Raw genomic sequence first — 17,560 nt, 5'->3', positions numbered from 1 at the left:
GTCTTCACCTCACGCACCCCGTTCGAGGGGCCCCACTGGGCAGATGGACGATGCCCTGTCGTAGGTTGCGGAGCGTTCGGCCACCGGCGTCACGCCTACAGGATGGAGCTCCGAGGTGAGCGAGAAGAACGAACCGAGCATCTGGCAGGGCTTCAAGGCCTTCCTGATGCGCGGGAACGTCGTCGATCTGGCGGTGGCCGTGGTCATCGGCGCGGCCTTCACCAACATCGTCAACTCGGTGGTGAAGGGCGTGATCAATCCGCTGGTCGGCGCCTTCGGCACCCAGGACCTGGACAGCTACAGCTCGTGCCTGAAGGGCCCCTGCGAGGGCACCGGAGACGCCGCGACGGGGGTCAGCATCCTGTGGGGCTCGGTCCTCGGCTCGACGCTCCAGTTCGTGATCACGGCCGCTGTCGTCTACTTCCTGATGGTGCTGCCGATGGCTCGCTACCTGGCCCGGGTGGAGGCCCGCAGGAAGGCGAAGGAAGGCACCCGGGAGATCGTCGAGATCTCCGAGCTGGAGGTGCTCAAGGAGATCCGCGACGAGCTGGTCGCACAGCGCGGCTCGATCAACGGCGGGCGATAGCCGGCACCGGCACGGCCCCCGGCCGTCGGACCGCGCCCGGTCAGATGTGGTGGGGCGGCTTCTCGTCGAGGAAGCGCTTCAGGTCAGAGGCGCTGTCGCCCGACGGGCGCTCGCCCCATCCCCGGTCCGTGTCGTCCGAGGACTGCTGGTCCAGCGGATCGTCGAAGACCAGCGCGGGCTTCGGCTCGCGCGGCCGGGGTTCGGGGGCGGTGCTCATCCCTCCAGGGTACGACCTCGCCGTTCCGCTCTTCCGTTTCCGTCGGTGACCGCGCGGGAGGAGGGCCCTGCACGAGACTGGCGCCATGACAGTTGACGCGCTCACAGATGTGGCCGGCGTTCGCGTGGGGCACGCGACCCGCTCCGGCGGCGGCCTGCTCACCGGCACCACGGTCGTGCTCGCGCCCGAGGGCGGTGCCGTGGCCGCCGTGGACGTACGCGGCGGCGGTCCCGGCACGAAGGAGACCGACGCGCTCGATCCCCGCAACCTCGTGCAGAGGGTCGAGGCGGTCGTCCTGACCGGCGGCAGTGCCTACGGACTCGACGCGGCCTCCGGGGTGATGGCCTGGCTGGAGGAGCGGGGCCGCGGAGTCCGCGTCGGACCGGAACCCGCCCACGTGGTGCCGGTGGTGCCGGCCGCCTGCGTCTTCGACCTGGGCCGGGGCGGCGACTTCCGGGCCCGTCCGGACGCGGCCACCGGGCGGGCCGCGGTGGAGGCGGCAGCGGCGACCGTACCGGGGGCACGGGTGCCGGAGGGATGCGTGGGCGCCGGCACGGGGGCCGTGGTCGGAGCGGTGAAGGGTGGGGTCGGCACCGCGAGCAGGGTGCTGGATTCGGGGATCACGGTGGCCGCGCTGGTGGTGGCCAACGCGGCGGGCGCGGTGACGGATCCGGAAACAGGGGTGCTGTACGGGGAGTTGTTCCAGGGTGGCCGGGTCCGTCATCCGGACCCGGAGGTGCACGAGGCGGCGCTCCGGCGGCTCGCCGACCTCGCCGAGCTGAGCGGTCCTCCCCCGCTCAACACCACACTCGCGGTGGTCGCCACCGACGCGGACCTGTCCAAGGCCCAGGCGCAGAAGCTGGCCGGTACCGCGCACGACGGCATCGCGCGGGCGGTGCGGCCGGTGCATCTGCTCAACGACGGGGACACGGTGTTCGCCCTCGCCACGGGCACCCGCCCGCTCGACGCCGCCCCCCTCGCTCTGAACGCGATCCTCGCGGCCGGCGCCGACCTGGTGACGCGCGCGATCGTACGGGCCGTGCGCGCGGCCGAGTCGGTGGACGGGCCGGGCGGAGTCTGGCCGTCGTACCGGGAGTTGTACGGCGCGGCGGACACGTGGACACGCGGAGGGAGCGACGGGCGAACCGGCGCCGACCGGTGAGCGGAGAGCGGTGACCGCTGAGCGGAGTCCGGGTTCACCGGCCGACGGCCCGGCGACTCACCCCGGGAGGGGCGACTGAGCAGGAGGTACGAGAGGTCCGCCGGAGCGGATGGGAATTTCCCGCGTCTCTCGTTCGTTTTCCCGCCGTACCTTTTTCTCAGTTCCCGGACATGATGTCCGCCCGAGGGGCTACGGTATGCACCCACTGGGTGACATGCAGCGACGCCGGGAGAAACCTTGAGCGTTCCGTACGAGACGGCAGCGTACGAACCAGCCGACTCGCCCGAGTCTCCTGAGGAGCACCTCGCGCGACTGCTCGGCCGTGCCCTGAACTCCTTCGAACTGCCCGACGAGGCCGTGCACCGGCTCGACTGCGCGCTGGCACACGACAGTTCGCTGCACTCCGCGCATCACAGCGCCGGCCTGCACCGGGAGACGTACCGGCACACCTGGCTGCTCGCCGACGGCTCGGCGCTCACCCTCTGGGAACTCGTCCACAACGCCACCCCGGGCAGCGAGCCCGAGCACGAGGTGTACGCGGACGAGGAGGAACTGCGGGTCGCGACCGCCCGGTTGCCGCTGCCGCCGGAGGCCCCGGACTTCGAGCTGCCGGTGGTGGTGCAGCTGTCCCGGATCCCCACACCCCGCCCGGTCTACGTCCCCGACGGTTCGGCGGACCACGCGCGCCGCTTACTGCGCCGGGCGGAGAACGCGGACCGTCCGGGCCCCGGCACGGCCGCGCTGCTGACCACGGCGTTCGCCCACCAGATCACCCAGGCCTTCGGCCGCCCGTTCCGCGCGGGACGGGCGGGGCGTTCAGGACTGAGCTTCTCCCTGTACGAGCACGCGTTCCTGCTGCGTGACGGCGTGGAGATGTCCCTCTGGGAAGTGGAGCACACGGCCACGCCCGACGGACGGCACATGTGCGAGGTGTACGTCACCGAGGACGCCGCCCGGGACGCGATGGAGCGCCGCGCGGCACAGGTGTCCTGACCCCGGACCCCGAGGACCCCGGGCCCCGCCCCGTCCCGGTCCCGGTCCCGGTTCAACGGTCGCCCGCGGCGCCGCCGGCCAGGCGCCGCACCAGCACGGCGAACGCCTCGCGTTCCGCCGGCGTGAGCCGTACCTCCTCCGCCCGCGGGTCCGTCCGCCGCTGACGCGGAATCGCGCGCAGCGCCTGAAGCTCCTGCCCCGCCGGGTCCGCGTACCCCGGCGCCGGCCCGGACCTCGGTCCGGGCTCCGGTCCCTGCCAGGGGTGAACATCCCCGCCCCGTCCGCGTCCGCGTCCGCGCCGCAGGACACCGGCCAGGCCCACCGTGCAGGCCACGGCCACCACGGTGAGGACGGCGGCGCCCGCCACCCTCAAGATCGAGTCGTGCTCAGGCATGCGCCCCAGTACACACCACGGTCCGGGACTTTGGTCCCGGACCGTGGTGAACGTGATCTATATCGCAGTTGCCGTGAACGGCTGCGAATCACCTTGAGTGACCTATAAGCACCCAGGAATCATCTATACGGCCCTAAAGGGGCAATCCGCCGCCCTTTCCGGCTGCCGTGTCACGCGGCCACCGGCTGCTTCGCCTCGGCCGCCGAGGCCACCGGGCCCTTGCCCGCGTTCGCGCCGTCCACTCCCGGAGCCGACCTGCCCAGGCTCTTCAGGACGATCACCAGAGCCGCCGTGACGCAGACGCCCGCCGCGATGGCGAGCAGGTAGAGGAACGGGTTGCCGATCAGCGGGACCACGAAGATACCGCCGTGGGGTGCGCGCAGGGTGGCACCGAAGGCCATCGACAGGGCGCCGGTGACCGCGCCGCCCACCATCGAGGCGGGGATCACGCGCAGCGGGTCGGCCGCCGCGAACGGGATCGCGCCCTCGGAGATGAAGGAGGCGCCCAGGACCCAGGCGGCCTTGCCGTTCTCCCGCTCGGTCCGGTTGAAGAGCTTGCCGCGGACCGTGGTGGCCAGGGCCATCGCCAGCGGCGGAACCATACCGGCCGCCATCACCGCGGCCATGATCTTCATCGCGGAGTCGCTGGGGCTCGCGACCGCGATACCGGCCGTGGCGAAGGTGTACGCGACCTTGTTGACGGGGCCGCCGAGGTCGAAGCACATCATCAGGCCGAGCAGGGTGCCGAGCAGGATGGCGTTGGTTCCGGTGAGGCCGTTCAGCCAGTCGGTCATGCCCTTCTGCGCCGAGGCGATCGGCTTGCCGATCACCACGAACATCAGGAAGCCGACCACCGCCGAGGAGATCAGCGGGATCACCACCACCGGCATGATGCCGCGCAGCGACGCCGGGATGCGCACCCGCTGGATCGCCAGCACGACCGCACCGGCGATCAGACCGGACGCGAGGCCGCCGAGGAAGCCGGCGTTGATGGTGAGGGAGATCGAACCGCCGACGAAGCCGGGCACGAGTCCGGGCCGGTCGGCCATGCCGTAGGCGATGTAACCGGCCAGGACCGGGACGAGGAAGCCGAAGGCGACGCCGCCGATCTGGAAGAGCAGGGCGCCCCAGCTGGCGGCCTGGGTCCACGCGAAGTGTTCCATCACCGACGGCGCTTCGTTGATCTCATAGCCGCCGATCGCGAAGCCGAGGGCGATGAGGAGACCGCCCGCCGCGACGAACGGGACCATGTAGCTGACGCCGGACATGAGCCACTTGCGCAGCTTGGTGCCGTAGCCCTCGCCGGGTTCGCCGGCGCGGTCCACGGGCGTACCGGTGGAGGCGGCGGCCGCGGTGACCTCACCGCGCTCGGCCTTGCCGCGGACCTCGGCGATCAGCTCGGCGGGGCGGTTGATGCCCGCCTTGACGCCGGTGTCGACGGTCGGCTTGCCCGCGAAGCGTTCCTTCTCCCGGACGGGCACGTCGTGGGCGAAGATCACACCGTCCGCCGCCGCGATCACGGCCGGGTCGAGCCGCTCGAAGCCCGCCGAGCCCTGCGGCTCGACGGCGATCTCGACGCCCGCCTCCCGGCCGGCGTTCTCCAGCGCCTCGGCCGCCATGTACGTGTGGGCGATACCGGTGGGGCAGGAGGTGACGGCGACGATCCGGAAGGGACGCGCGCCCTCGTCCGCACCGGAGGCTCCCGCCGCGTCGGTGGTACCCGTGGCGGCACCGGTGGAGGCCGCCACCGGAGCCGCCACGGAGTCTGCGGTGTCCTTGACGTCCGCGGTGCCCGCGGTGCCCGCCGTGTCCGTGGCACCGGCGGGGCTGCCGGAGCTGCCGGTCCCAGCCGTGGATGCCGTGGCCGCCGACTCGTCCGCCGCCGGCCGCTCGTCCCCGCGGACGAGCGCCGCCGCGCCCTCCGCGTCTCCGACCGACCGGAGCGCGTCGGTGAACTCGGCGTTCATCAGCTTCCGGGCCAGCGACGAAAGGATCGTCAGATGAGCGTCGTCCGCACCCGCCGGCGCGGCGATCAGGAAGATCAGGTCGGCGGGCCCGTCCGCGGCACCGAAGTCGATCCCGGCGGAGCTGCGCCCGAAGGCCAGCGTCGGCTCGGTGACATGCTCGCTGCGGCAGTGCGGGATGCCGATGCCGCCGTCGAGGCCTGTCGGCATCTGGGCCTCACGGGCGGCCACGTCGGCGAGGAAACCCTCCAGGTCGGTCACCCGGCCGAGGGTCACCATCCGCTCGGCGAGGGCTCGCGCCGCCGCTTCCTTGGTGTCGGCGGACAGGTCGAGGTCGACCAGATCCGCGGTGATCATCTCGCTCATCGCGGGCTCCTTCGCACGCGTATCGCCCGTGGCGTGGGGTGGGCGAAAGGGATAACGGGGACAGTGATGCCGGTGATGCGGTGGGGGACGGTGGGGCTGCGGAGGACGGCGCCGGGGTCGGCGCCCGAGGCAGCGGAGGGGGTGTGCGCGGTACGGGCGGCACGCGCGGCACAGGTGCTACGGACGGTCATGACACCGGCTCCTTCAGTACACGGTCGACCGGCACCGTTGCCGTGACCGTCACCGCGCCCGGGTCCAGGTCGCTCGGCGTGGGCACCACGCTGCCGGGTGTCTGGACGGCCGCCGCTCCGTGGGCGAGCGCCGAGGCGAGTGCCTCCGGCCCGTGCCCGCCGGCCATGAGGAAGCCGGAGAGCGAGGAGTCGCCCGCGCCCACGTTGCTGCGGACGACGTCCACCCGGGCGGTGCCGAACCAGGCGCCGTTCTCGTCGACGAGCACCTGCCCGTCGGCGCCCAGGCTGGCGAGCACGGCGCGGGCGCCCATCTCGCGCAGCTCCCCGGCCGCCTTCACCGCGTCGCCGACGGTGGCCAGGGGGCGTCCGACGGCCTCGGCGAGTTCCTCGGCGTTCGGCTTCACCACGTCGGGCCGCTCGCGCAGCGCCGCGACCAGTGCGGGCCCGGAGGTGTCCAGGGCGATGCGCACCCCGGAGGCGTGCGCCCGGGCGACCAGCTCGGCGTACCAGGAGGGCTCCAGGCCGCGCGGAAGGCTGCCGCAGCAGGCGATCCAGTCGGCGCCCCGCGCCTGCAGGTGAACCGTCTCCAGGAGCAACTCCTGTTCGGCCGCCGTCAGTTCCGGACCGGGCGCGTTGATCTTCGTCAGGACACCGTCCGCCTCGGCGAGCGCGATGTTGGAGCGGGTGACACCGGCCACCGGGACCGGAGCGACCTCGATGCCCTGCGCGTCCAGCAGTTCGGCGACCAGGCCGCCCGGGGCGCCGCCCAGGGGCAGTACGGCCACGGTGCGCCGGCCGGCCGCGGCGACGACGCGGGAGACGTTGACTCCCTTGCCGCCCGGGTCCACGCGTTCGCCGGTGGCCCGGATGACCTCGCCGCGGTCCAACGCGGGGACCTCGTACGTACGGTCCAGGGACGGGTTGGGGGTGACCGTGAGGATCATGCACGCACTACTTCCGTACCGCCGCGCTCGATCGCGAGGGCGTTCTCGGGGCTCAGCCTGCTGTCGGTGATCAGCAGGTCCACGTCGTTCATGCCGCCGAAGCGGGCGAAGTGCTCCTGGCCGTACTTGGAGGAGTCGGCGAGCAGCACCACGCGACGGGCGGCCGCCATGGCCGCGCGCTTCACCGCGGCCTCGGCGAGATCGGGTGTGGTCAGACCGTGTTCGACGGAGTACCCGTTGGCCGCGACGAACAGCACGTCCGCGCGGATCTCGCCGTACGCGCGCAGCGCCCAGGCGTCCACGGCGGCACGCGTACGGTGCCGCACGCGGCCGCCGACCAGGTGCAGCTGGATGCCGGGGTGGTCGGCGAGGCGGGCCGCGATGGGCAGACTGTGGGTGACGACGGTGAGCGAGAGCTCCGCCGGCAGGGAGCCGGCGAACAACGCCACCGTCGAACCGGCGTCGACGATCACCGTGCCCTCGTTCGGGAGTTCCGCGAGGGCGGCCTTGGCGATGCGGGCCTTCTCGTCGGCGGCGGTCGTCTCACGCTCGGCGAGGTCCGGCTCGAAGTCGAAGCGTCCGACGGGGATGGCCCCGCCGTGCACCCTGCGGACCAGGCCCGCGCGATCGAGGGACTTCAGGTCCCGGCGGATCGTCTCCGCCGTCACCTGGAAATGCTCAGCCAGCGAGACCACATCCACCCGGCCGCCGTCACGGGCGAGCCGCAGGATCTCCTGCTGACGCTCTGGTGCGTACATGCTCACTCACCTCCGGCCAATGCCCGAACGCGTGGTTTCTCTTCGAGGCTACGGCGAGATGCCCGGAAAGTAAACAGGAACGGATCCAAACGGGCACGAACGGGCTTCTGTTTGTGTCTGTTTCCCGGTGGCACCCTCGGGCAGCGCCACGGAAACGGCTGAACGGGTACCCGGAACAGGTCAGATCGTGTCCTGGTCCTGCGGCACCCTCGAGCCCATGACGACGGACACCCCCGCCCGGCTCCTCCAACTCCTCTCCCTCCTCCAGACGCCCCGCGAATGGCCCGGCGGAGAGCTCGCCGACCGTCTCGGGGTCTCCCGCCGCACGATCCGGCGGGACATCGACCGGCTGCGCGACATCGGCTACCCGGTGCGGGCGACGCTGGGCCCGGACGGCGGCTACCGGCTGGTCGCGGGCAAGGCGATGCCACCGCTGGTGCTCGACGACGAGGAGGCCGTGGCCATCGCGGTCGGACTGCGTGTCGGTGCCGGGCACGCCCTCGAAGGCGTGGAGGAGGCCTCCGTGCGGGCGCTGGCCAAGCTGGAGCAGGTGCTGCCCGGCAGGCTGCGCCACCGGGTGACCACCCTCCAGGCCGCCACCACCCCGCTGATCAGCGGGGACGGGCCGACCATCGCACCCGGGACGCTGACCGTCATGGCCGCCGCGGTGGCCGGGCGGGAACGGCTGCGGTTCGCCTACCGGGCGGCCGACGGCACCGAGTCCCGGCGGGTGACGGAGCCGTACCGACTGGTGTCGACCGAGCGGCGCTGGTACCTCGTGGCGTACGACCTCGACCGCGCGGACTGGCGCACGTTCCGCGTCGACCGGGTGAGCGAGCCGTTCGCGACCGGGGCCAGGTTCACGCCGCGTGAGCTGCCGACCGGGAGCGCGGCGGAGTACCTGCGGCAGTCCATGCACCGCGTACAGGAGTCGTACGACCTCGACGTCACCTTCGCCGCACCGGCCGAAGCCGTCGCGGCACGGCTGCCGGGCTGGCTGGGCACGCCCGAGCCGCTGGACGAGCGGAGCTGCCGGCTGCGCACGACGCTGGACGGCCCCAAGGACTGGACGGCGGTGTGCCTGGCCATGCCCGGCTACGACTTCACGGTGCGGAAGCCCGCAGAACTGGTGGAGAGCGTACGGGAGTTGGGAGAGCGAATGACGAGGGCGGCGGCAGGGCACTGAAGGAGGGCCCCACGGACTTCCACCGTCAGGACACCGCGGTCAGAACATCGCCGTCAGGGCCTCGCCATCAGGAGAACACCTCAGGACCTCGCCGTCAGATCGTCCCAGGGGAAGTCCCGTAGCGCCGCGAGGTTGGCCAGGGCCAGTTCCGCCGGCCCCTGTGGGCCCTCGGCGGGGTCATCGCCCGCCGCCCAGCCCTCCGTAGCCGTGCGTACGGCGGCACTGGCGACGGCGGCGGCGAAGCGCAGCCGCGTGTCCACGGCAACGTTGTCGGACGGGAGTTGACCACCCGTCACCCGTTTCCCCCCCGACCCGTCGGCCGCCGACCGCGACGCCAGCGCCTCCACCAGCGCACGCTCCGACGCCTGGCACGCCTCCGCCCACACCCGGCGCAGGGACGGATCGGTGTGTGCCAGCCGGATCAGGGCGCGCACCCACGCCCAGGAGGCCTCCGACACCCCGACACCCGGTGTCAGGGTGTACCGCACGGCGTCCTCCAGGGCCTGCGGCACGGGGGTTCCGGGCGGCGCCGTCCGCACCGCCTCCACCCAGCGCCGGGCCCCGGCCTCGTAGAGGGGGGCGACGGCCTCCTCCTTGGCGGCGAAGTACCGGTAGAAGGTGCGCGGGGCGACGCCCGCCGCCTGGGCGATGTCCTCGGCCCGGGTGGCCCGTAGGCCCTCACGGACGAAGAGACCGGCCGCCGCGCGGGCGATCTCCATACGGGTCTCGGCCTTGCGCCGCTCGGTCAGCGAGGCCCGCGAGGCCCGCGGAGCCGACGGGGACTGCGAAGCCGAGGCTCCGGATGGCGTCGAAGGCGTGGGGGTCGTGCTACTCACGCCCGGCAGGCTATGCCCATGTGGCACAATCTGCCATCTGGTGGGCCACCCCGGGGTTCAGGTCCGGGGTGGCCCGCTTTCCCGCCCGTCCGGCCGGTGGGGGGAGTCCGGCAGGGAGGGGAAAAGCCGGGTTCGGCACCCGGGGGGAGGGCGCCGAACCCGGCCTGGGAAGTCCCGGCGCCAGGGGGTGGTGCGACGGGACGTGGTTCAGAAGGCCCAGGAGGCCGAGACCCCGAGACCCGAACTCCTGGGCCTTGCCTTCTTGTTCCCTGAGCCCAGGGAGTTGAAGCAGTGTCACGGCGTCAGGTTTGCGCCGTCTTCCCCTTTCCGGCCCTCACAGCGACGGCACAGCGCTCCTGCTCCGCGCCGGCACTACGCCACCGCGTCGAAACCGGTGTCGCGGGCCAGCTTCTTCAGCTCCAGCAGCGCGTGCTTCTCGATCTGGCGGATGCGCTCACGGGTCAGGCCGTGCTGCTTGCCGACCTCGGTCAGCGTACGCTCCCGGCCGTCCTCGATGCCGTACCGCATCTTGATGATGGAGGCCGTGCGCTGGTCGAGACGGCCTATGAGGTCGTCCAGCTCCTCGCTGCGCAGCAGCGTCATCACCGACTGCTCCGGCGACACCGCCGACGTGTCCTCCAGGAGGTCGCCGAACTGGGTCTCCCCCTCGTCGTCCACCGACATGTTCAGCGAGACCGGGTCACGGGCCCAGTCGAGCACGTCCGTCACCCGCTCCGGGGTGGAACCGAGCTCGGCGGCGATCTCCGTGGGCTCGGGGTCCCGGCCGTGCTCGCGGTTGAACTCGCGCTGCACGCGCCGGATCCGGCCCAGCTCCTCCACCAGGTGGACGGGCAGGCGGATGGTGCGGGACTGGTCGGCGATCGACCGCGTGATGGCCTGACGGATCCACCAGGTGGCGTAGGTGGAGAACTTGAAGCCCTTGCGGTAGTCGAACTTCTCGACCGCGCGCACCAGGCCGGCGTTGCCCTCCTGGATCAGGTCCAGCAGCGGCAGACCGCTGCGGGGGTAGCGGCGGGCGACCGCGACGACCAGACGCAGGTTGGAACGGATGAAGACGTCCTTGGCCTGCTCGCTCGCGTCGTACAGCACCTGGAGCTCCTCGGTGGTGGCCCCCACCGTGTTCTCCTCGGTGCCGTCGAGGATCTGCCGTGCGAACACACCCGCTTCGATGATCTGGGAAAGCTCGACTTCCTTGGCTGCGTCGAGCAGCGGCGTGCGCGCGATCTCGTCGAGGTACATCCCGACCAGGTCACGGTCGGCGATCTCGCCGCGATGGGCGCGAACACTGCTTGCCGAGTCGGCCGTCTCGCCGGAGGCGGACTTACGACGGGCGACGGCACGGGTTGCCATGCTTGCTCCCTTACGATGATGAGGTCAGCGGGTGGTTCCTGCGGATACTCGGCACGTACGGTCAGGTCTGCGTCTCGATCTCATGCGGACTCTGCTCGAGTGCCCGGCATCTGTTGGAAACAACGACTGGAATCCGGACAGAATTCCCAACCTGCCCCCCGATTTTTCTGATCATGCAGTACCCTGTCGGGCCACAGAGGGCACGGGTGCCGTCGCTTTACGTGAAGGCCCAGGTCAGGCCGGTGGCGGGGGGTGATCCGACACCGCCCACCGATCCGCAGGACCGATGCCCGCGTGAGACGGCAATCACATTCGGTACGCGGCCTTCACTCCGGAGGAGCACCACCCCGCCCCGGACCGCTCTCCCCTGTAGACGGTCCGCACCCCTCGATGGTTGTCACGGAGTCCTCCTGGGCGATGCCGAGTGGCGGGCACCGGACACTCCGGCCACCCGCCACCCTCTCCGTCACCGCGACTGCAGCCCTCGGCCCTTTGTGCTCGGCCCCCAGCGCTCAGTCCTCAGTCCTCACTGCTCAGCCGAACTGAACCGACCGCTTCGCCAGCCCCAGCCAGAACCCGTCGATCACCGACTTCTGCGTGTCCAGGTCGCCGGCGGCGTCCGCGGCGCCCATGGTCACGAAGAGCGGTGCGAAGTGCTCGGTGCGCGGGTGGGCGAGCGCGCCCGCCGGGGACTTGCGGGTGAAGTCGAGCAGCCCGTCCACGTCGCCGGTGTCCAGGGCCCGGTTGCCCCAGTCGTCGAACTCCACCGACCACCTGGGGATGCCGCCCTGCCGCAGCGCGGCCAGGTTGTGGGTGAAGAAGCCGGAACCGATGATCAGCACGCCCTCGTCACGCAGCGGCGCGAGCTTCCGCCCGATGTCCATGAGCTTCACCGGGTCCAGGGTCGGCATGGAGACCTGGAGCACCGGGATGTCGGCCCCGGGGAACATCTCGACCAGCGGGACGTAGGCGCCGTGGTCCAGCCCGCGGTCGGGAACGTCCTGCACGGGAATGCCGGGGGCGCGCAGCAGCTTGCGTACGGATTCGGCGAGCGCGGGGGCGCCGGGGGCGCCGTACTTCACCTGGTAGTAGTGCTCGGGGAAGCCCCAGAAGTCGTAGACGAGGGGCACCGTCTCGGTGGCGCCGAGGGCGAGCGGGGCCTCCTCCCAGTGGGCGGAGACGACGAGGATCGCCTTCGGACGGGGCAGTTCCGCGGACCAGGCGGCCAGCTGACCGGGCCAGACGGGGTCGTCGGCCAGCGGCGGGGCGCCGTGGCTGAGGTACAGCGCGGGCATGCGTTCCTGAGTGGCGGCGGTCATGGCTGCGACTCCTTCCGGTGATCGGCGCAGATCCGTCACGGACCAGGACGGACCGACACGGACTGCCGTGGGCTGGCGCGGTTTTTACTTGAAACCTCAACCTCTGCCCCAACCCTACCGTAATTTTGTTTAACCTTCAAGCAGAAGCGTCGTACAGTGAGTACATGACGACGGCACCCACCTCCGCACCGGCCCCGGGTCCGGCCCCCGACCCGGCACGCACCGACGAACCACGTTGGCTGAACGACGAGGAACAGCGCGTCTGGCGCTCGTACATCGAGGCCAGCACCCTCCTGGAGGACCACCTCGACCGCCAGCTCCAGCGGGACGCGGGCATGCCTCACCTCTACTACAGCCTGCTGGTCAAACTCGCCGAGGCACCGCAGCGTCGGCTGCGGATGACCGAGCTGGCGATGCTGGCGAAGATCACCCGCTCCCGTCTCTCGCACGCCGTGGCCCGCCTGGAGAAGAACGGCTGGGTGCGCCGCGAGGACTGCCCCTCCGACAAGCGCGGCCAGTTCGCCGTACTGACGGACGAGGGCTTCGAGGTGCTGAGCCGGCACGCACCCGGTCATGTGCACGCCGTACGGCAGGCGCTCCTCGACCGGCTCACCCCCGAACAGCAGAAGTCCCTCGGCGAGATCATGGAGATCGTCGCCGAGGGACTTCAGCCCAGCGAAGCGGGTGCGGACCTGCCCTGGCTCCGCTGAGCGCGGGAGCCGGGGCAGGTCCTGGGAGCCGTACGGACGAGGCGTCCCCTCCTCACCCGTACGGGTGGACCGAAGGGGTGCCGGTCAGTGGGCGACGACCGGCACCACCGCTTCCTCCGGAGCGCCCTCGGTGCCCCCCGCGCCCCGCCCGGCCCCGTCGGAGGGCCCGGTGACCGTGGTCGCCGGGCGCCCCGCGTCGACGAGGACCAGGGCGATGACCGCGGCCAGGACGAGGATGCCGACGGCGAACCAGATCGCGCTGGTGTAGCCCTGCACCATGCCCTCGAGCCGCACCGTCTGCTGCTGGGACCGGCTCGCGGCGCCGCCGATGTGGTCGGCGACGTAGGACGTGGTGGCCGAGGCCGCGATCGTGTTCAGCAGGGCCGTACCGATCGCGCCGCCCACCTGCTGCGAGGTGTTGACCATCGCGGAGGCGACGCCCGCGTCCCGGGGCTCGACGCCCGAGGTGGCCAGCGACATGGCCGGCATGAACGCCGTACCCATGCCGAGACCGAGCAGCAGCATGCCGGGCAGCAGTACGGCGGCGTAGGAGGTACCGATCTCCATCCGGGTCAGCAGCAGCATGCCGACCGCGGCGACCAGGAAGCCGGGTCCCATCAGCCGCCGGGGCGCGACCCGGGTCATCAGGCGGGCGCCGATCTGGGTGGAGCCCGTGATCATGCCCGCGACCATCGGCAGGAAGGCGAAGCCGGTCCTGACCGGCGAGTAGCCCTTCACGACCTGCAGGTAGTAGGTCAGGAAGAGGAACAGGCCGAACATCGCGATGACCGCCAGGCCCAGTGAGAGGTAGACCCCGCCGCGGTTGCGCTCGGTGATCACGCGCAGCGGCAGCAGCGGCGCCCTGACCCGGGACTCGACCAGGACGAACGTCAGGAGCAGGGCGGCCGAGGCGACGAACATGCCGACGGTCAGCGAGTCGCTCCAGCCCTCGGACTCGGCGCGGGTGAAGCCGTAGACGAGCGCGACCAGGCCCAGGGTGGACAGCACCACGCCGGGGATGTCCAGCGGCGAGCGGTTGCGGCCGCCCTTCGGCTCACGGATGACGAAGTACGCGCCGAGCGCGGCGACGACGGCGAACGGGATGTTCACGAAGAACGTCCAGCGCCAGTTCAGGTACTCGGTGAGGAAACCGCCGAGGATCAGACCGACGGCGCCCCCGCCGCCCGCGATCGCACCGTAGATGCCGAACGCCTTGGCGCGCTCCCTGCCGTCGGTGAACATCACCGCGAGCAGGGACAGCGCGGCCGGCGCGAGCAGCGCGCCGAACACGCCCTGCAGCGCACGGGCACCGAACATCATGGCCTCGTTGGTGGCCGCGCCGCCCAGCGCGGAGGCCGCGGCGAAGCCGCCCAGGCCGAGCACGAAGGCCCGCTTGCGGCCCCACAGGTCGGCTGTCCGGCCGCCGAAGAGGAGCAGCCCGCCGAAGGCGAGGGCGTAGGCCGTGACGACCCACTGCCGGTTGCCGTCGGAGATGCCCAGGTCCTGCTGGGCGGAGGGCAGGGCGATGTTCACGATGGTGGCGTCCAGGACGACCATCAGCTGGGCGAGCGCGATGAAGCCGAGCGCTTTCCAGCGGTTGGCGTCCGGTGCGTTCTGTGCTCCTGGTGTCTTCCGTGCTCCCGGTACGCCGGGGGACTTTGACGCTGTTTCAGACATGGGGGTACCCACTTCGGAACTTCGTGACGGAAAATTCAGAGCTTGAGATGAAAAAACGATGTCGTCAGGGAACGACTCGCCCACAGAGGACGGCCGTTGAGACAGCTCTACGGAACTCGGTCTGGAACTCGGTCTGGAACTGGGCCTGAAAGTCGGATGGGAACTCGGACTGGTACTCGGATGGGAACTCGGTCTGGAACTCGGTCAGGGAACGCTCAGCGCGCGCGCAGATCCTCCACGGTCACCGCCGCGCCCGGCAGGACACCGCGGGCCGGGGCCCGCATCCCGTCCAGGAACAGCTGAAGATGGCGGTGGACGAACCGGTCGGCGTCGAGGCACCCCGTACCGGCCGGCGGCCGACTGAGCTGGGCGACACCGACCAGCAGATCACCGAAGTCCACGTCGGCACGGAGCTGACCCGCCGCCTTGGCGCGGTCCATGATCTGTGCGACGAGCCCCTCGGCACGTACCCGCGCGGCCCCCAGGTCGGGATGGTTCTGGTCGAAGGTGTCGGCGATCATCGGGCACAGCGCACTGATCCGCTCGTCGGCAGCGGTGTGCGCGAAGCGCTCCAGCGCCTCGAAGGCGTCCCCGGTCTCGGCGAGCGCACGCTCGGCCGCCTCCGCCGTACGGTCCATCACGGCGCACACGACCTCGCGCACCAGCGCGCCGCGGTCGGGGAAGTTGCGGTACACCGTGGCATTGCCCACGCCGGCCCGTCGGGCGATGTCGTCGAAGGGCACGTCGGGGCCGAACTCGACGAACATCTCCCGGGCGGCGGTGACGATCCGCTCCCGGTTGCGCAGGGCGTCGGCACGGGGCCGGGAGACCTTGCGCGATACGGAAGGGGCGGTCTGCACGATGCACTCCTGTCGTCCTGCTCGCTGATGCACTGCTCGCTGATGTTCCACTCGCTGCTGTTCTGCTCGTCCTCGCGATCCGGGGAAGAACTCCCCGCTTCACGCGAACACAGGTCCAAACGGGGAAGCGGTCCCCGCTTATTTCCCACCCGGGAAACTTCTGATGTGACCTGAGTCACCTCCACGCGGGCAGCCGCCACCGCCTCCCCGCCGCCCTCTCGTCCTCCCGGCCGGAAACCGCACGATCGGCCCCTCCAGCGCGCGCCCGCGCATCCCGCGACAGAGGGTGATCGAAAGGGTGCAGTCGGAGACCGGCGGCTGCCGTGTGGAGCGGAGGTCCCCCGCATGCAGGCGCAGTCGACCAGCAGCCGGATATCCCCGCGCCGACTGGCCGCCCTGGCGTCCGTGACCGCATTGACCCTCGCCGCCCTCCCCTCGGCCGGCAACGGCCACCTCTCCCCGTACACCTCGGCCCCCGGCGCCGGCCCCAGCGCCCTGGCCCCCGCCTCCTCACACGGCCCGTGCATGATCAGCAGCGCCCGCGAGGTGCAGATGTCGGAGGGCATCCCCACGGGCGCCGGCTACGTCCGCTCCACCGGCACCGTTCGCGCCCTCACCCTCCTGGTCGACTTCTCGGACGCCCCCGGCGAGGGCGACGCCCTCGACCGCTACCGGGAGTTCTTCCCGCAGACGCAGGAGTGGTTCCGGACCAGTTCCTACGGCCGCCTCGACTACCGCCCCGAGCTGCCGATCCCCGACTGGCTGCGGATGCCCAAGTCGTTCCGGGACTACGGCATAGAGCGCGGCGCCCCCTTCGCCCCCGACTACCGCGAACTGGTCCGGGACCTCGTGGCGGAGGCGGATCCGAAGGTGGACTTCGGCGCGTACGACCTGGTGAACGTACTGGTGACCCCGAACGCGGGGCCCTCCGCCCTGGACACGGTCCTGTCGGTGACCTTCGCGGGCAACACGGAGGCCCCGACCGCGGACGGCGTCCCCGTCGCCAACGCGTCGTTCGTCTACTCCCGCCAGGACGACGGCTCCGGCTCCCTGGACCGCACGGGTTACCGCGTCCTCCCCCACGAGAACGGCCACGTCTTCGGTCTGCCCGACCTCTACACGGCCGAGGGCGGCAGCGCCGCGGGCCACTGGGACATCATGAGCGAGGACTGGGGCGCCAACAACGACCTGCTCGGCTGGCACAAGTGGAAACTGGGCTGGCTGGACGCGCCCCAGGTGCACTGCGCGGCGGGCACGGGCACCAGGGAGTACACCCTGACGCCGCTGGCCGAGTCGGGCGGCCCGAAACTCGTCTTCCTCCCGCTGGACACCGGCTCCGGCTACGCCGTCGAGTTCCGCACCCGGGCCGGCAACGACGAGGCGGTGTGCCGCCCCGGCATCCTCGTCTACAAGGTCGACGCGGACGTCGACACCGGAATGGGCCCCGTCACGGTCTACGACTCCCGTCGGGACAGTGGCGGCTGCACCCGTAGCCCCAACGTCCACGCGGAACTCTCCGACGCCACCTTCACCCCCGGCGAGACCTTCGTCGACCGCAAGGCGGGAATCCGCGTCGAGGTCCTGGAGCCGACCACCCCGAACACGGACTCGGCCTCCGACACGGGCTCGGACTCGGCCTTCGACACGGGCTCCGGATCCGGACCCGGCTCGGACTCGAAAACGCCGGAGTACCGGGTCCGGATCACCCGAGGCTGAACCCTCGTCCGAGACCCTCGCGTGCCCGGCCGGGCGGGCGAGGACTCACTTCCGCCGTCGGAAAACAGGCGGCGCGAAAACGAAGCAGGCAGCAAACGGGCACCGTTCCGAGCGGTCCGGGTGGGGATCATGCTTCGTTTTTGGCCGAAGAAGGCCCCTGTCTGCGGGAACAGCCCCTGCGAAGCGGGCACATCCGGTCACGAAACGCATGACGTTTTGCCTGGTCATAAGCCTGCGCGTAGCCATAAATAGTCCGCAAGAGTCCGAACGGACCGGACTCTGCCTGGCGCGATCGCGCCACACCGGAAAC

The 17,560-nt window shown here is 71.3% G+C and carries 16 protein-coding genes; 6 read left to right on the top strand and 10 right to left on the bottom strand.

Annotated elements, in window-relative coordinates; genetic code table 11:
* Window positions 1-115 precede the first annotated feature (115 nt).
* Window positions 116-586: a large conductance mechanosensitive channel protein MscL gene (gene mscL, locus ACTWJ9_RS19220; RefSeq protein ID WP_279335468.1), complete on the top strand. Its 471-nt coding sequence runs from the start codon at window positions 116-118 to the stop codon at window positions 584-586.
* 40 nt (window positions 587-626) lie between these two features.
* Here mscL and ACTWJ9_RS19215 read toward each other — a convergent pair whose 3' ends face one another.
* Entirely contained in the window at window positions 627-803 is a 177-nt protein-coding gene (locus ACTWJ9_RS19215) for a hypothetical protein (protein ID WP_109380318.1), read from the bottom strand.
* A gap of 85 nt (window positions 804-888) precedes the next feature.
* Between ACTWJ9_RS19215 and ACTWJ9_RS19210 the strand changes: the two genes are divergently transcribed.
* Window positions 889-1,965: a P1 family peptidase gene (locus ACTWJ9_RS19210; RefSeq protein ID WP_387038757.1), complete on the top strand. Its 1,077-nt coding sequence runs from the start codon at window positions 889-891 to the stop codon at window positions 1,963-1,965.
* 237 nt (window positions 1,966-2,202) lie between these two features.
* Window positions 2,203-2,958, top strand: coding sequence for a DUF6227 family protein (locus ACTWJ9_RS19205; protein ID WP_279335466.1), 756 nt, complete (start codon window positions 2,203-2,205; stop codon window positions 2,956-2,958).
* A 52-nt stretch (window positions 2,959-3,010) separates the two neighbouring features.
* On the opposite strand, the gene ACTWJ9_RS19200 is transcribed toward ACTWJ9_RS19205, so the two are convergent.
* From ACTWJ9_RS19200 to ACTWJ9_RS19185, 4 genes are all read right to left on the bottom strand, one after another.
* A complete protein-coding gene (locus ACTWJ9_RS19200; protein WP_279335465.1) occupies window positions 3,011-3,352 on the bottom strand; it encodes a hypothetical protein in 342 nt (113 codons plus the stop codon).
* Window positions 3,353-3,522: 170 nt separating this feature from the next.
* Entirely contained in the window at window positions 3,523-5,682 is a 2,160-nt protein-coding gene (locus ACTWJ9_RS19195; protein ID WP_387038760.1) for a fructose-specific PTS transporter subunit EIIC, read from the bottom strand.
* Between the two features lie 187 nt (window positions 5,683-5,869).
* On the bottom strand, window positions 5,870-6,817 hold the full coding sequence (gene pfkB / locus ACTWJ9_RS19190; protein WP_279335463.1) for a 1-phosphofructokinase: 948 nt from the start codon (window positions 6,815-6,817) through the stop codon (window positions 5,870-5,872).
* Window positions 6,814-7,575, bottom strand: a complete 762-nt coding sequence (locus ACTWJ9_RS19185) for a DeoR/GlpR family DNA-binding transcription regulator (protein ID WP_279335462.1) — start codon at window positions 7,573-7,575, stop codon at window positions 6,814-6,816. Before ACTWJ9_RS19185 ends, pfkB begins: the two co-directional genes overlap by 4 nt.
* Window positions 7,576-7,792: 217 nt before the next feature.
* On the opposite strand from ACTWJ9_RS19185, the gene ACTWJ9_RS19180 reads away from it, so the two are divergent.
* Window positions 7,793-8,761 (top strand): helix-turn-helix transcriptional regulator, encoded by a 969-nt coding sequence (locus ACTWJ9_RS19180; protein ID WP_443294497.1) that lies wholly within the window; start codon window positions 7,793-7,795, stop codon window positions 8,759-8,761.
* An 80-nt stretch (window positions 8,762-8,841) separates the two neighbouring features.
* Here the strand turns inward: ACTWJ9_RS19180 and ACTWJ9_RS19175 are convergent, their stop codons facing one another.
* The 3 genes from ACTWJ9_RS19175 to ACTWJ9_RS19165 form a co-directional block, all read right to left on the bottom strand.
* A complete protein-coding gene (locus ACTWJ9_RS19175; RefSeq protein ID WP_443294496.1) occupies window positions 8,842-9,597 on the bottom strand; it encodes a TetR/AcrR family transcriptional regulator in 756 nt (251 codons plus the stop codon).
* Between the two features lie 372 nt (window positions 9,598-9,969).
* On the bottom strand, window positions 9,970-10,968 hold the full coding sequence (locus ACTWJ9_RS19170) for a sigma-70 family RNA polymerase sigma factor (protein ID WP_279335460.1): 999 nt from the start codon (window positions 10,966-10,968) through the stop codon (window positions 9,970-9,972).
* A gap of 533 nt (window positions 10,969-11,501) precedes the next feature.
* The gene (locus ACTWJ9_RS19165) at window positions 11,502-12,287 is read right to left on the bottom strand and encodes a dioxygenase family protein (protein ID WP_279335459.1); all 786 of its coding nucleotides are present in this window, start codon (window positions 12,285-12,287) and stop codon (window positions 11,502-11,504) included.
* Between the two features lie 164 nt (window positions 12,288-12,451).
* On the opposite strand from ACTWJ9_RS19165, the gene ACTWJ9_RS19160 reads away from it, so the two are divergent.
* The gene (locus tag ACTWJ9_RS19160) at window positions 12,452-12,997 is read left to right on the top strand and encodes a MarR family winged helix-turn-helix transcriptional regulator (RefSeq protein ID WP_279335458.1); all 546 of its coding nucleotides are present in this window, start codon (window positions 12,452-12,454) and stop codon (window positions 12,995-12,997) included.
* 84 nt (window positions 12,998-13,081) lie between these two features.
* Here the strand turns inward: ACTWJ9_RS19160 and ACTWJ9_RS19155 are convergent, their stop codons facing one another.
* Both ACTWJ9_RS19155 and ACTWJ9_RS19150 read right to left on the bottom strand, forming a co-directional pair.
* Window positions 13,082-14,674, bottom strand: a complete 1,593-nt coding sequence (locus ACTWJ9_RS19155) for an MFS transporter (RefSeq protein WP_388703583.1) — start codon at window positions 14,672-14,674, stop codon at window positions 13,082-13,084.
* Between the two features lie 215 nt (window positions 14,675-14,889).
* Complete coding sequence (locus tag ACTWJ9_RS19150; protein ID WP_388703580.1) at window positions 14,890-15,534, bottom strand: TetR/AcrR family transcriptional regulator; 645 nt, start codon at window positions 15,532-15,534, stop codon at window positions 14,890-14,892.
* Between the two features lie 345 nt (window positions 15,535-15,879).
* Here ACTWJ9_RS19150 and ACTWJ9_RS19145 point away from each other — a divergent pair, with 345 nt between their 5' ends.
* A complete protein-coding gene (locus ACTWJ9_RS19145; RefSeq protein ID WP_387038774.1) occupies window positions 15,880-17,250 on the top strand; it encodes a M6 family metalloprotease domain-containing protein in 1,371 nt (456 codons plus the stop codon).
* Window positions 17,251-17,560 lie beyond the last annotated feature (310 nt).

Source organism: Streptomyces sp. GDS52 (assembly GCF_052246875.1).
Taxonomy (GTDB): domain Bacteria; phylum Actinomycetota; class Actinomycetes; order Streptomycetales; family Streptomycetaceae; genus Streptomyces; species Streptomyces cathayae.
This window is presented reverse-complemented; position numbering and strand designations above follow the sequence as displayed.